This is a genomic window from Enterocloster aldenensis (genome assembly GCF_003434055.1).
Taxonomy (GTDB): domain Bacteria; phylum Bacillota; class Clostridia; order Lachnospirales; family Lachnospiraceae; genus Enterocloster; species Enterocloster aldenensis.
The window spans coordinates 40,438-53,493 of sequence record NZ_QVEX01000006.1; the positions used below are offsets into that span (position 1 = coordinate 40,438).

The window sequence follows — 13,056 nt, forward strand, 5'->3', positions numbered from 1 at the left end:
TGATCTGTACATTGGCAGACAGAAAGGGGTAACATATGATACAGTCAGGGGAGGCTGCAAGGACTGTCCGGCGGTTTTTTGATGCGTATCTGAACCAGAGGAATATAGAAAATACGCTGGATTGCCTGACAGAAGGGATACACTGGGTGGGGACCGGCAAGTCAGAGATGGTGTATGGCCGCAGCCAGGCAGCAGAGGCGCTTCGGGCAGAATTTTCCCAGTCTCCGGAATCCTGCAGGATTGAATATGATGGGATTGAGGAGGCGTACGGAACGGATGATTGTTCTTTTGTAATTCTCACTGCCACGGTATATCCCGGGACGCCATCCAGCGCCGCCATGTGGTTCAGGGTGTCCGCTGCCTGTGTCGGGGATAAGGATGGGGCATGCCGGATTGCATCCATCCATGCGTCCACCCCTGACATCCGGCAGGAGGAAGGCAGCTTCTTTCCGGCTTCCGGTCTGAGCCGGTCCGAGATGGAGGCCCGCCTGGAGGCCAAGGCCCTGGATATACTGGGAAGGAATATTCCGGGCGGAATGATGGGAGGATATCTGGAACCGGATTTTCCGTTATATTATGTCAATGACTTCATGCTGTCCTATCTGGGATATACCTATGAGGAATTCGTAAAGGCAATTGACGGGAAAGTGATTAACTGCATGCACCCGGATGACCGGAAACAGGTAGATGACCTGGTGTCAGAGGCATTTGATAAGGGCACTGACTACCAGGTTCAATACAGGATGGGGAAAAAGGACGGCAGTTATATCTGGGTTAACGATGTGGGCAAAAAGGGATGGTCTGAGGATGGACGGGAGGTCTGCATCAGTGTGATTCGGGATATCTCCGAGGAAGTGGAGTCCAGGATACGCCTGGAAAGGCAGGCCGGGGAACAGGAACAACTGGCCAGGGAACAGGAACAGCTGGCAGACCGGTATAATCACCTGCTCCAGTCCGTGCTCTGCGGCATTGTGCAGTATCATCCCACCAGCCAGGGTGTGGTATTCAGGAATGCCAACAGGGAAGCAATCCGTATCTTTGGTTATACCCCGGAAGAGTTCTGGGCCAGGAAGTACTGGCGGATGGATAACCTGGTTGCAGAAGAAGACCGTGATTATATTGGCGAGGTGTTTGCAAAACTCAGGAAACCGGGGGATAAGGCCAGCTATGAATATCGGCTGCGCCGGCAGGACGGCAGTCCCTGCTGGATCATCGGCAGCGCCGAGGTATTGTCAGACAGCAGCAATCAGACCTACATCCAAAGTGTGTATCTGGATATTAACGAGAGCAAAAAGGCAGAGCAGCGCAATCAGCGTCTCACAGACCAGCTGGAAGCCAGCGATAAGGTGCTGCATATGGCGCTGGAGCATACCACTACCAGTGAGTTTTATTACTATCCGGATACCAGGGAATGCATGGTTCCGGCCAGGACCAGTGAGCTGTATTGCTGCCAGGAACACTACGACAACCTGCCCTGCAGCTTTGCCATGGAACAGGTGGATGAACCGTTCCGTCCTGCTTTTTATGAGATGTATGGGCGCATCCATCAGGGTGCGCGCACCGCAAGCTGTGAATTCAGGGGACGCAACCAGGCGTTCTGGTGCAGGCAGACCCTGTCTGTCATCCTGCGCAATGAGGATGGCTCCCCCAGGCTTGTGATTGGCATTGTGGAAAACATCACACGGCAGAAAACAGCGGAGGAGGCGCTTGTCAAGGCAAGGAGCCGGGACAGCCTTACGGGCCTTTATAACAGGGACAGCGGCATCCGCCTGGTTCAGGAATGCATGGCGGACCGGGCGCCGGGTGAGCATGGGGTCCTGATGCTTTTGGACATGGATGGATTTGAGGATGTGAACCTGAAGGAGGGCAGGATTTTTGGGGACGTGGTACTCCAGGAAGTTGCTGATATCCTGCGGACGGAAGCTGGACAGAACAGTATCCCGGTCCGGCTTGGCGGGGACGAATTCATGCTTTATGTGAAAAACAGCAACAAGGCACAGGCCATGGTCACAGGTCCCAGGATTGCGGACCAGGTACAGAATGTTTTTGTGAATATGGAAAAGGATATACATGTTTCGGTCAGCATCGGGATGTGCAGTACTGAGGTGACAGAGGAGTACAGCGCCCTTTACCGCTGTGCGGAGAGTACGCTCAAATATGTCAAGGAAAATGGAAAAGGGCGGGCAGCCTGTTATCAGGACACCTCCAATGAACTGGGGGTATTCCTGACACAGCTTTATACGGAAGAGCATCCCCTCAATGCGATTGAGATGGAGACATCACGTCTGGACGACGACCTGGTATCCTTTGCGCTGGACCTGCTCGGCAAGTCCAAAAACCTGGATGACGCTGTGTTCCTGCTGCTTTCCAGAATCGGAAAGAAATACTGCCTGGACCGGGTATCCATTATTGAAGCCAGCCAGGCTTATCTGTCCTACCGTTTCTCCTATCAGTGGGCGCGCAACCGGGCGGACCTTCAGTTGGGGCAGGATTTTTATGCCTCCAAGGAGGATTTCGACATCTGTTCCAATATGTATGATGAGGATGGCCTGGCCGACCACAATGTCCGGGACGGAATCTCACGGATTGCATCATGCCTCCATGCCGGTATCTGGAACTACGGTGAGTATGTGGGTTCCATGAGTTTTGAGGTGGATGAGCCGGATTATCAGTGGTCACAGGAGCAGCGCAAGCTCTTAAAGGAACTGGTCAGGATTATCCCTTCCTTTGTCATGAAATCCAAAGCAGATGCGGTCAGCAAGGCCAAGACGGATTTCCTTTCCCGCATGAGCCATGAGATACGCACACCCATGAATGCCATCAGCGGCATGACTACCATTGCTAAAAAAGTCCTGGATGACAGGGATAAGACCCTGTCCTGCCTGGAGAAGATTGAATCAGCCAACGCCTATCTGCTGGACCTGATTAATGACATTCTGGATATGTCACGCATTGAGAGCGGCAAAATGGAACTCAACAGCAGTCCCATGGATTTTAGGCAGCAGATGGACGGGCTGGAATCCCTGTTCCGCACCCAGGCAGAGGAAAAACACCTGGATATACGGTTTGAAAACAGATACAGCAGTCCCAGGCAGCTCCTTGCAGATGGACTGCGGCTGAACCAGGTTCTGGTCAACATCATCGGGAATGCGGTTAAATTCACGGAACAGGGCGGCATCACGGTAAAAGTGGAACCGTTGGAGGAAACGCCAAGGGCAATCCTTCGGTTTTCCGTTGCCGATACTGGGATTGGGATAGAACCGTCAGCCCTGGACCGTATTTTTAACGCCTTTGAACAGGCAGGTGCAGGAATAGCGGCCAGCTATGGGGGAACCGGTCTTGGACTGTCCATTGCCAGCCGTCTGGTGCAGATGATGGGCGGCACCCTGGAAGTAAACAGCCAGATAGGAAAAGGCTCTGAATTTTTCTTTACACTGGGATTTGATTATGCGCAGGAGGGGATATCCAATGTGCCGCAGAAGGAAGCCGCCCCCCTGCCTGATTTTTGCGGACGCCGCATCCTGCTGGCAGAGGACAACGAAATCAACCGGGAGATTGCACAGAACATCCTTGAAATGAACGGATTTTCCGTGACCTGCGCCTGTGACGGACAGGAGGCACTGGGGTATTTCTGCAGCAGTGGGCCAGGAGGATTTGATGCCATACTGATGGATATACGCATGCCGGTAATGGATGGCCTGGAGGCAACCAGGCAGATACGCACTTCGGGAAAACCGGATTCCAGGACCATTCCCATAATCGCCCTTACCGCCAATGCCTTTGATGAGGATACGAAGAAATCCATGGAAAGCGGTATGGACGGGCACCTGTCAAAGCCAATCCAGGTAGGACTTATGATGGAGCTTTTGGGGAAATGCATTGGAAGACATGCAGCTAAAAATATGGAATAAAATGGGATAGGAAAATATGGCTTATACTTGAAACCATGCATACTTTCTGCCGGGATACAAAAACTATTGCCAGACAGGAGGTATCATTATGGCAAAAGCAGGTATGAGACGGCCAAGTCCCTATGACCCGGATAACCATGGGACAGAAAACCATCACAAAATGAATCATCCGAAAAATGAGCAGGCACAGGTGCCGGAAATCCAGGGCGCGGCAAAAAACGGGAATGCCAAGGCAGGCCCCATCAACGCCCCCAACTGGGCAAGGGATGATTATAAGACAGGCGATAAGTACGATTAAGGTTTCCATTATATGCAATGGACCAGAAGAAGGAACCTAGCATAGTTTACATAATTATTTTATGTAAACTATGCTAGGGAACATTGATTATTATAGCTGCATATGGCTGTATTGATTATTATAGCTGCGTATAGCTCCGGCGAACCATTGGGACTGTTAATCAGGGCAGACAAAGATTATTGTTTAAAATACCCGCTGCCGAATTGCAAACGTCAGGTAATTATGGTAATATATAGTTAAATTTCAGAAGAAGGAAGGTACTGGTTATGGACAAGGATGTATTGAGTTATGTTGTAGAAAAGACCAACGAGTTAATAAACGCCGCAACCTGCAACAGCGAGACAAAAGCAGCAGCAGAGGCCTGGCTGGCAGCCGTCGGAACGGACAGGGAGGCAGAGGCAACCGAAACATACGTAAAGGAATTGGAAGCAGATATCATGCCGATTGACAGTTTAATCGGATTCGCTGAGTCGGATGCCGGAGCACAGGTCTTTGGGGCTGACCACGCCCCGGTAGTGGCTGCCCATGCCAAGGAAATCAAGGCTGCAGGGGCAAAATATTGTGATTGCCCGGCCTGCGCGGCAGTAGAAGCAATCCTTAATAAAAAGGAAAGCATTCTCAAATAAGGGCAGATGAATAACAGGAACATTACATAAGGCATCAGTCATATTCATGATTGATGCCTTTCCTTAATGCCAAAGCCGTAATGTGGGCTGTAAAAGACATCCATGGGAGGACAGTCCTCCATACCACGGCCGGAGCAGGAATAGGATTCAAAATATTGATATTTCAGCCATGTTTTGTTATACTAAATACTATATATGCATATGAACAAGGACGTACAGGAGCGGCAGCTAGTTTGAGACACAAGTATATACAAAGCATCATTTATTTGCGAAAGAGTTGGAATAAGATGATTAAGACACATATATTTGAGATTATGAATGGGAATTTTATAACAGGGGCTAATCCGAGACTAGAGCGCCATGTGCGAAATGAATTTGCTGAGAGTTCTGACTGCCTGATGGCGTATAACAAAATATACGAAGCGCGGGTCCGCATGGGAAAGCGGCTTGGGACCGGAGAGGAAGACCAGGATATCATGGATATTGTTGATGGCGTCGAATCAAAGATACAGTATATCTGTCTGAAGATGTATGATTATGGGGCCGGGACCCTGACCATTGCCGGGGGCGATAAGGAGTTCCAGCTCATGGGGATGATTGATAAGGAGTGGAAGGATGCGGATCATCATGTGGGAAAACACATTGGCCATGCCATGACCCGCCTCAAGGACCGGATGGGCACGGACGGTTCGGATCCGGATATCCGTATCCTGGCAGGGGGATATGAATACATAGCCCGCCGCATGGGAGTGAAGATGTATGGATACGGCGCATATTTTACAGGCCGCGCCAAAACAGCCCCGGATGTCCCGGATTTTTACGGAAATGCGGAAATTATTGAAAAAGACAGATTTAATTGACGATTAATTCCCAAAGATATGGTAAAATCAATATAGCAGGACACATTTGCTTTAAAAACAATCTGGAGGGGAAGAACATGTCAAAGAGTTCAGGGATTTTACGTATCTGCGAAGAAAAGGGAATCAAGATGATTGATTTCAAAATGACGGATTTAAGCGGCCGCTGGAGGCATATCACGATTCCGGTTGAGAGGTTTGACGATGGGATTTTTACACAGGGCATTGGTTTTGACGGCTCTAATTATGGGTACGCCCCGGTGGAAAAAAGTGATATGGTCTTCATACCCAACCCGGAAACCGCTGTGGTGGATCCGTTTACAGAAATTCCAACACTGACCATGTGCGGGGATGTCTGTGTCATAGGAAAGGAAAACCGGCCCTTTGACCAATATCCCAGGAATGTAAGCTTAAGGGCCATTGAATACATGAAGGAACAGGGCATTGCGGACCAGATGCTCATCGGACCGGAATTTGAATTCCATCTGTTTGACAATGTGAGTTTCATGGTGGAACCGCAGCGCATGGCATTTACAGTGGATACCAGACAGGCTGCCTGGAACAGCGGCCGCGAGAGCGCTGACAATAAAGGCTTCCAGGTTCCGGGCGGTGGGGGGTATCATATTGCCGCGCCGCAGGATGTGGCGTATAATTTAAGAAGCAGGATGTGCATGATGCTCCAGGACTGGGGAGTGGATGTGAAGTACCATCACCATGAGGTGGGCGGTTCGGGACAGATGGAGATTGAGGTGGAGCTGGGCGACATGGTGGACATGGCTGACAAGACCATGATCATCAAATACGTAATCCATAACGCCGCAATCCAGGACGGCAGGGCAGCCACCTTCATGCCCAAACCCATTTACAAAGAGGCCGGCAATGGAATGCATGTCCATATGCTTCTGATGAAGGATGGGGAACCGGTTTTCTATGATGAAAATGGATATTCGGGCCTGAGTCAGACAGCCCACTATTTTATAGGCGGTCTGTTAAAGCATGTGGCGTCCCTGTGTGCATTTACAAACCCATCCACCAATTCCTTCAAGCGCCTTGTGCCCGGATATGAAGCGCCGGTGACCATTGGATACGCCACATCCAACCGCAGCGCCGTCATCCGTATTCCGGCTTATGCAAAGACCCCAAAGGCAAAGCGCTTCGAACTGAGGAACCCGGATGCGACGGCCAATCCGTACTATGCATATGCGGCAATCCTCATGGCAGGCCTTGACGGGATTAAGAACAGGATTGACCCGGCAGAGCATGGGTGGGGGCCGTTTGACTGCAATCTCTATGAACTTCCGGATGAGGAGAAGGCGAAAATACAGTCCCTGCCAAAAAGCCTGGACGAGGCCCTGGATGCCCTGGAGGCAGACCATGGATATCTGACCCAGGGAGGGGTGTTCCCGGAACGGCTGATTGAAGTATGGCTTAAGAGGAAACGGGAAGAGAGCCGGGAGCTGTCACAGATTCCCCATCCGGCAGAATTCCAGCGGTATTATGATTTATAATAATCTGTATTAGATAGGGGTTACATTGGACAGGAGTTTCGTGCCTCACAACGCAGATGCGCTGTGGGGCACAATCTGTCTTGTGACCATTTGATTACCAAATGACCGGATTCTGTTCCGGCAGTCCTGCGTGTTTATCAGGCAACCGGATTTTTTTATTCAGCGGAGAGGACAAAATGATTGAAGTTTATCACATTGAAGATGATAAGGCAATTGCACATGCGGTCAAAGAATATCTTGAGCAGCACGATTGCCGGGTTTCGGTTTTTACAACAATGGAGGAGGCCAGGCAGGCCATGGTACGCCGGGTTCCCGCAATTGTGCTGGTGGACTGGAATATGCCGGACGGCCAGGGGGACATGCTGTGCCGGTGGATCCGTTTAAGATGGAGGGAGCTTCCGGTCATTTTCCTTACGGTACGCGGTGAATCCCATGATATGGTGTCCGGCTTCCGGAATGGGGCTGATGATTATGTGGTGAAGCCTTTTGAACTGGAGGTCCTGTATTCACGTATATGCGCATTGCTGCGCAGGGCAGGATATGCATCCGGGCAGTATCTTACCTGTGACGGTATCACATTGGACCGGAGCAGTATGAGGGTATTCTGCGGGCATGAGGAAGTCGCCTTAAGCCAGCCGGAATACCAGGTGTTATTGGTTTTATTGCAGAATAAAGGCAGGACCGTGTCTAGGGAAATGCTTTTAGAACAGGTATGGGACAGTAATGGGAACTATGTGAATGACAATACGCTTACCGTTACCATCAAGCGCCTGCGCGGCAAGCTGGGCCAGCCCTCCTGCCTGAAGACTATCCGCAGCTTTGGCTACCGTATGGAGGACTGCGTATGATTGGACAGAAGAACATGGGAATATTACTGGGATTCATGCTGTCAGCCTGCCTGATTGCGTCCTCCGTGACAGCCGCGGTGATGGCAGGGATGAATAACCGCACACAGTTCCAGCTGCTGGGCAGTGTGTGCGGAGACATCCTGGAAGAAGATCCGGAACTGGAACAGACCCTGCTCCCTGTGATAAAAGGAATCAAAAACCAGGCCGCATTGGCAGAAGATCACAATGTGCTTTTGGATTATGGTTACCGGCGGTCTGACTTTCTGAAACACACATCCGGATACGCCATCCTTCCTGCAACAGCTGGTTTTGGCGCCGGGGCCCTGCTGTTTTTCACTGTTTTCCTGTATTGGCGCAAAAAGGAATGTATGCGCATAAAAGAACTGACAGAGTACCTTGAAAAAGTGGATACAGGAAGCCTTGAACTTCTCCTGCCCGCAAAAGAAGACGGTTTCTCCCAGCTGCAGGATGAGATCTACAAGACCGTGACCATGCTGTATCAGACAAGGGAGGCTGCCGTAAAAGCAAAAGCAGGTTTTGCAAAAAACCTGTCCAATATTGCCCACCAGCTAAAAACACCCATAACAGCCATTTCCCTGTCCGCACAGATGATGGAGGAACATCCATCCAGGGATTACCTGGCACAGATTCACAAGCAGCTGGGACGGCTGACCCATCTGGAGGAGGCCCTGCTTCTCCTGTCACGCCTTGACGCAGGAATCCTTCCCTTGAAAATGGAGGCAGTGGATGTCTATACCGCAGTGAGCCTTGCCGCCGACAATTTACAGGAAGTGTTTGAGGCAGCCGGATTGTCTGTTGACATACCGGAAATGGGGGAAATGAAGATACTGGCTGACCTGGACTGGACCATGGAAGCATTGATGAACCTTTTTAAAAACTGTGCGGAATACACGCCCCCAGGGGGAAGAATCCATTGCGCCTGTTCCCAAAACCCCCTTTACACGGAAATCATCCTGTGGGATGATGGAAAGGGGTTTGACAAGGAAGACATCCCCCATCTGTTTGAACGGTTTTACAGAGGTAAGAATGCGTCTGGCAATGGAATCGGCATCGGCCTTTCCCTTGCCAGGGAAATCATTGAACGGCAGAATGGCACAATCCGCGCAGTCAATCTTCCAGGCAAAGGCGCGGCCTTTGAAATCCGGTTTTACAGTCACTGAGCAGTCACTTTGACCTGTTATGATGAAACCGAAGTCAGAATGACAGGAAGGGAGAAAAAAGCTTGGAAATTTTAAAATGTGAGGATTTGAGTAAGGTATATGGCTCAGGGGCCAGTCAGGTCATTGCCCTGGATAAGATTAACCTCTCGGTCCATAAGGGGGAATTTGTGGCCATTGTAGGGGCTTCCGGTTCAGGAAAATCCACATTGCTGCATGTGATTGGAAGCGTGGACAGACCCACTGAGGGCAGGGTCCTCATAGAGGGCAGGGATATCGCTGCCCTGAATCCCACCCAGTCAGCTATTTTCCGCCGCAGGAAGGTGGGACTGGTTTACCAGTTCTATAATCTGATTCCGACCCTGACGGTCCGGCAGAATATACTGATGCCGCTTCTACTGGACAAAAAGAAGCCAAACCAGGAATATTTTGACCAGCTGGTAAACTCTTTGGGCATTTCCGGTAAACTGGATGCCCTGCCGGACCAGTTATCAGGAGGGCAGCAGCAGAGGACCGCCATTGCCCGTTCCCTGATTTACCGGCCGGCCCTGCTGTTGGCAGATGAGCCCACAGGCAACCTGGACCGGAAGAATTCCAGGGAAATCATCGATATGCTGAAGTTATCCAACCAAAGCTTAAACCAGACCATCCTGCTCATAACCCATGATGAGTCCATTGCCCTGGAAGCCGGCCGCATCATAACCATAGAGGACGGTCATATCATAAGCGACCGGAAGCGGGGGTAGGCATATGTGGAGGGAATATTCAATCAGTTATATAAAAAACAACCGGGCTTCCAGCATATCCATTCTTGCGGCGGCTTTTATATCGGCCCTGTTCCTTTCTTTTCTGTGCAGCCTGTTTTATGGTTTCTGGGTGTATGAGGTAGAGGGAATCATATTGGAGGAAGGAGACTGGCAGGGGCGTATTACATGGGATATGGATAGTGACAGTGACAGGGATAGGGACAGGGACCGCCTCATGATGATACAGAACTTTGGCAATGTTAAAAAGGTAGTGGTCAATGAGGAGCTTTCCAGCGGACAGGAAATTGCTGCCGATATTTATTTCGAGGATGCCAGAAGCATTTTCCGGGACATGCCCCTGATTGCAGAACGGCTGGGGGCGGAGGAGGGCGCGGTTTCCTACAACCTGAAGCTTTTATCCAGATACCTGATTCATGATCCGCAGGATGATTCACCGCCGCTTTTAATGACATTTTACCTGGTCATCCTGTTGATGGTTTCCCTTTCACTGATACTGATCATCCGCAATTCCTTTGCAATGTCCATGAATGCGCGGATACACCAGCTTGGTATTTTGTCCAGCGTGGGGGCTTCTCCCGGACAGATACGGACCTGCCTGATACAGGAGGCGGTGATGCTCAGTGTGGTGCCGATTCTTGTTGGCAGCATGATAGGGATTGCCCTCAGTTTTGGGGTAATCCAGGCAATTGAACTGATAGCAGCAGATATCCCGGGCAGGCATGAAGCCGGTTTCAGGTATCATCCCATGGTATTCGTGGTGACAATCCTGTCCTCCTTTCTTACCGTGTTGGGTTCAGCATGGATTCCGGCAGGAAAACTGAGCAGGATGCCGCCATTGGAAGCTATCCGTAATACCGGCGAATGGAAGCTTAAAAAGGAGGGACATTCCCATATCCTGCGGTTCCTGTTTGGGATGGAAGGCGAACTGGCCGGAAATTCCATGAAAGCCAGGAAAAGGGCAATGTATACCTCCACGCTGTCCCTGACGCTTGCATGTCTGGGTTTTACGCTGACCCTGTGTTTCTTTACCCTTTCAGGTATCAGCACAAGATATACTTATTTTGAAAAGTATCAGTCAATGTGGGATGTCATGGCCACGGTGGAGGATATGGATATAGAGGATTTCAGGATGACACGGCAATGGAAGGAACTGCAGGTACTGGACCGCGTAAGGGACCTGGCCGTGTATCAGAGGCTGGAGGCCGCTGCCCGCATTCCTGAAAGCGGAGAGAGCCAGGAACTGGCCGCCCTTGGCGGGATTGGCATGGTCGCGGGTCCTTCGGCCGAAAAAGTGAATGATGCATGGCTGGTACGGGCGCCTGTAGTTGTGCTGGATGATGACAGCTTCATGGAATACTGCAGTAGGATTGGGGCCCTGCCGCGGCTTGACGGAGCCATTGTCCTGAACCGGATATGGGACAGCTTAAACAGCAGCTTCCGATATCCCATCTATATTCCTTATGTGGATGAAAGCCTTGGGACGGTTGTGCTGCAGGAGGGCAAAACGTCGGGAAGCGGGACAGGAGAGGCACTGGCAGGAACAGGGCAGAATGAAAGCAGACAAAAAGAAGCCGTGGAAATCCCGGTCATTGCCTATACGCAGGAGGTCCCTGTTTTGAGGGAGGAGTATGACAGCCATTCATTGGTACAGTTCATCCCTCTGTCTTTGTGGGAAGAAATATCCGTGAACATAGGGGAAGGGCGGCAGGATACCTGTATACGGATACTGGCTGCAGAGGGGGCTTCCCTGGCAGACCTGGATGCGCTGGAGAACGATATGCTGGAGCTGTTTGGCGGGCAGTATGGGATTGGGATTGAGAACCGTATCCAGGAGAAAATCACCAATGATTACATGATTTTTGGATATGAGCTGATTCTTGGCGGCCTTTGCTCCATACTTGGGCTGATTGGAATCGCCAATGTGTTTTCCAATACATTAGGCTTCCTGCGCCAGAGAAGGCGGGAGTTTGCCCGGTATATGTCCATTGGAATGACACCGTCAGGAATACGAAGGCTGTTTTGCATCGAAGCATTGGTGACAGCAGGACGTCCGATCCTCATTACCCTGCCCATTGCCGTGGCAGTAACGGGATTCATGATTAAGGCCAGCTATTTAGACCCCATGGAGTTCATGGCCCAAGCCCCGGTCATACCAATCCTTATTTTCTGTCTGGCTATCTTTGGTTTTGTGGCGCTGGCTTATTATCTTGGCGGGAGACGGGTAATGCGGTGTAATTTTTCCGACGCCCTGCGGGATGATACGCTGGAGTGATTTCTGGTTTCACGTTTTTGGATTTTATGGTATAGTTACAGGGGGAATCCCTGGGGGCTTCCTGTGTAAAAGAGGATATTCCCTCCATTACCCGGGCCCCCATCCATAAAAAGGGAAATGACAGAAAGGTAATGACTGGCAATGATACGCAGAGAAGATATGCTGGAATTAACAAGGCGTATGACACTTTCACGGACATCCTTTACAAGGATAGCAGGATGTTATGTGGACAGGGATGGGGAGTTTGACGGCAGCTTCAATACCAACTTCCTGAAGCTGTCCGCAGCAGAACGGACAAAGAAACTGAAACTGGCAAAGGAAATCCCCTTTTCGCCAACAAATGTAAACCTGAAGAAATACGAATTTACCCAAAGCATGCGCAGACCAGGCAGTATGTGGCAGCTGCTGATGGCCATGAACGAATGCGGCCTGAAAAACGATGCATTGATGGATACTTTTTATGATGTTGTCATGGAACAATATCATACATATTCAGATTATGCCATCCTTGTTTTCCATGACCGGTATGATATTCCGGCAAAAGCATCTGATAATGAACGGTTATGGGAATCAGAAGAGGTGTTTGAATATATGATCTGCGCCGTCTGCCCAATGACAGGGGAATATGAGCCGGGGAAGCCGGAGTGCGGATTTTTATTTCCGGCCTTTACGGACAGAAGCGGGGATTTGAACCATATTGCGGTATACCAGGCAGATACCGGACATCCCCATGATGAAATCTTAGAGGTGCTTGGGCTGTCGGCAGGGGTTTAACAGGCAGATAAGGCAGA

The 13,056-nt window shown here is 50.5% G+C and carries 10 protein-coding genes; all 10 read left to right on the forward strand.

Annotated elements, in window-relative coordinates:
- The first annotated feature begins 35 nt into the window (after positions 1-35).
- The 10 genes from DWX59_RS13640 (at position 36) to DWX59_RS13685 (ending at position 13,039) form a co-directional block, all read left to right on the forward strand.
- On the forward strand, positions 36-3,911 hold the full coding sequence (locus tag DWX59_RS13640; RefSeq protein ID WP_117559784.1) for a PAS domain-containing protein: 3,876 nt from the start codon (positions 36-38) through the stop codon (positions 3,909-3,911).
- 88 nt (positions 3,912-3,999) lie between these two features.
- Positions 4,000-4,209, forward strand: coding sequence for a hypothetical protein (locus tag DWX59_RS13645; RefSeq protein WP_117559785.1), 210 nt, complete (start codon positions 4,000-4,002; stop codon positions 4,207-4,209).
- 266 nt (positions 4,210-4,475) lie between these two features.
- A complete protein-coding gene (locus DWX59_RS13650; protein WP_117559786.1) occupies positions 4,476-4,835 on the forward strand; it encodes a molecular chaperone Hsp90 in 360 nt (119 codons plus the stop codon).
- A gap of 287 nt (positions 4,836-5,122) precedes the next feature.
- On the forward strand, positions 5,123-5,695 hold the full coding sequence (locus DWX59_RS13655) for a hypothetical protein (RefSeq protein ID WP_117559787.1): 573 nt from the start codon (positions 5,123-5,125) through the stop codon (positions 5,693-5,695).
- 77 nt (positions 5,696-5,772) lie between these two features.
- On the forward strand, positions 5,773-7,200 hold the full coding sequence (gene glnA, locus DWX59_RS13660; protein ID WP_117559788.1) for a type I glutamate--ammonia ligase: 1,428 nt from the start codon (positions 5,773-5,775) through the stop codon (positions 7,198-7,200).
- 176 nt (positions 7,201-7,376) lie between these two features.
- The gene (locus DWX59_RS13665) at positions 7,377-8,048 is read left to right on the forward strand and encodes a response regulator transcription factor (RefSeq protein ID WP_117560044.1); all 672 of its coding nucleotides are present in this window, start codon (positions 7,377-7,379) and stop codon (positions 8,046-8,048) included.
- Entirely contained in the window at positions 8,045-9,229 is a 1,185-nt protein-coding gene (locus tag DWX59_RS13670; RefSeq protein ID WP_117559789.1) for a sensor histidine kinase, read from the forward strand. The genes DWX59_RS13665 and DWX59_RS13670 overlap by 4 nt, the downstream gene beginning before the upstream one ends.
- Positions 9,230-9,291: 62 nt before the next feature.
- Positions 9,292-9,972: an ABC transporter ATP-binding protein gene (locus DWX59_RS13675; RefSeq protein ID WP_117559790.1), complete on the forward strand. Its 681-nt coding sequence runs from the start codon at positions 9,292-9,294 to the stop codon at positions 9,970-9,972.
- A gap of 4 nt (positions 9,973-9,976) precedes the next feature.
- On the forward strand, positions 9,977-12,265 hold the full coding sequence (locus DWX59_RS13680; RefSeq protein ID WP_117559791.1) for an ABC transporter permease: 2,289 nt from the start codon (positions 9,977-9,979) through the stop codon (positions 12,263-12,265).
- Positions 12,266-12,406: 141 nt separating this feature from the next.
- A complete protein-coding gene (locus DWX59_RS13685) occupies positions 12,407-13,039 on the forward strand; it encodes a DUF4317 family protein (protein WP_117559792.1) in 633 nt (210 codons plus the stop codon).
- The last annotated feature ends 17 nt before the right edge of the window (positions 13,040-13,056 follow it).

What these genes read in the sequence shown, in the direction of transcription:
- DWX59_RS13640 (WP_117559784.1), top strand. Translation starts at nt 36, where the DNA reads ATGATACAGTCAGGGGAGGCTGCAAGGACTGTCCGGCGGTTTTTTGAT.
- DWX59_RS13645 (WP_117559785.1), top strand. Translation starts at nt 4,000, where the DNA reads ATGGCAAAAGCAGGTATGAGACGGCCAAGTCCCTATGACCCGGATAAC.
- DWX59_RS13650 (WP_117559786.1), top strand. Translation starts at nt 4,476, where the DNA reads ATGGACAAGGATGTATTGAGTTATGTTGTAGAAAAGACCAACGAGTTA.
- DWX59_RS13655 (WP_117559787.1), top strand. Translation starts at nt 5,123, where the DNA reads ATGATTAAGACACATATATTTGAGATTATGAATGGGAATTTTATAACA.
- glnA (WP_117559788.1), top strand. Translation starts at nt 5,773, where the DNA reads ATGTCAAAGAGTTCAGGGATTTTACGTATCTGCGAAGAAAAGGGAATC.
- DWX59_RS13665 (WP_117560044.1), top strand. Translation starts at nt 7,377, where the DNA reads ATGATTGAAGTTTATCACATTGAAGATGATAAGGCAATTGCACATGCG.
- DWX59_RS13670 (WP_117559789.1), top strand. Translation starts at nt 8,045, where the DNA reads ATGATTGGACAGAAGAACATGGGAATATTACTGGGATTCATGCTGTCA.
- DWX59_RS13680 (WP_117559791.1), top strand. Translation starts at nt 9,977, where the DNA reads ATGTGGAGGGAATATTCAATCAGTTATATAAAAAACAACCGGGCTTCC.
- DWX59_RS13685 (WP_117559792.1), top strand. Translation starts at nt 12,407, where the DNA reads ATGATACGCAGAGAAGATATGCTGGAATTAACAAGGCGTATGACACTT.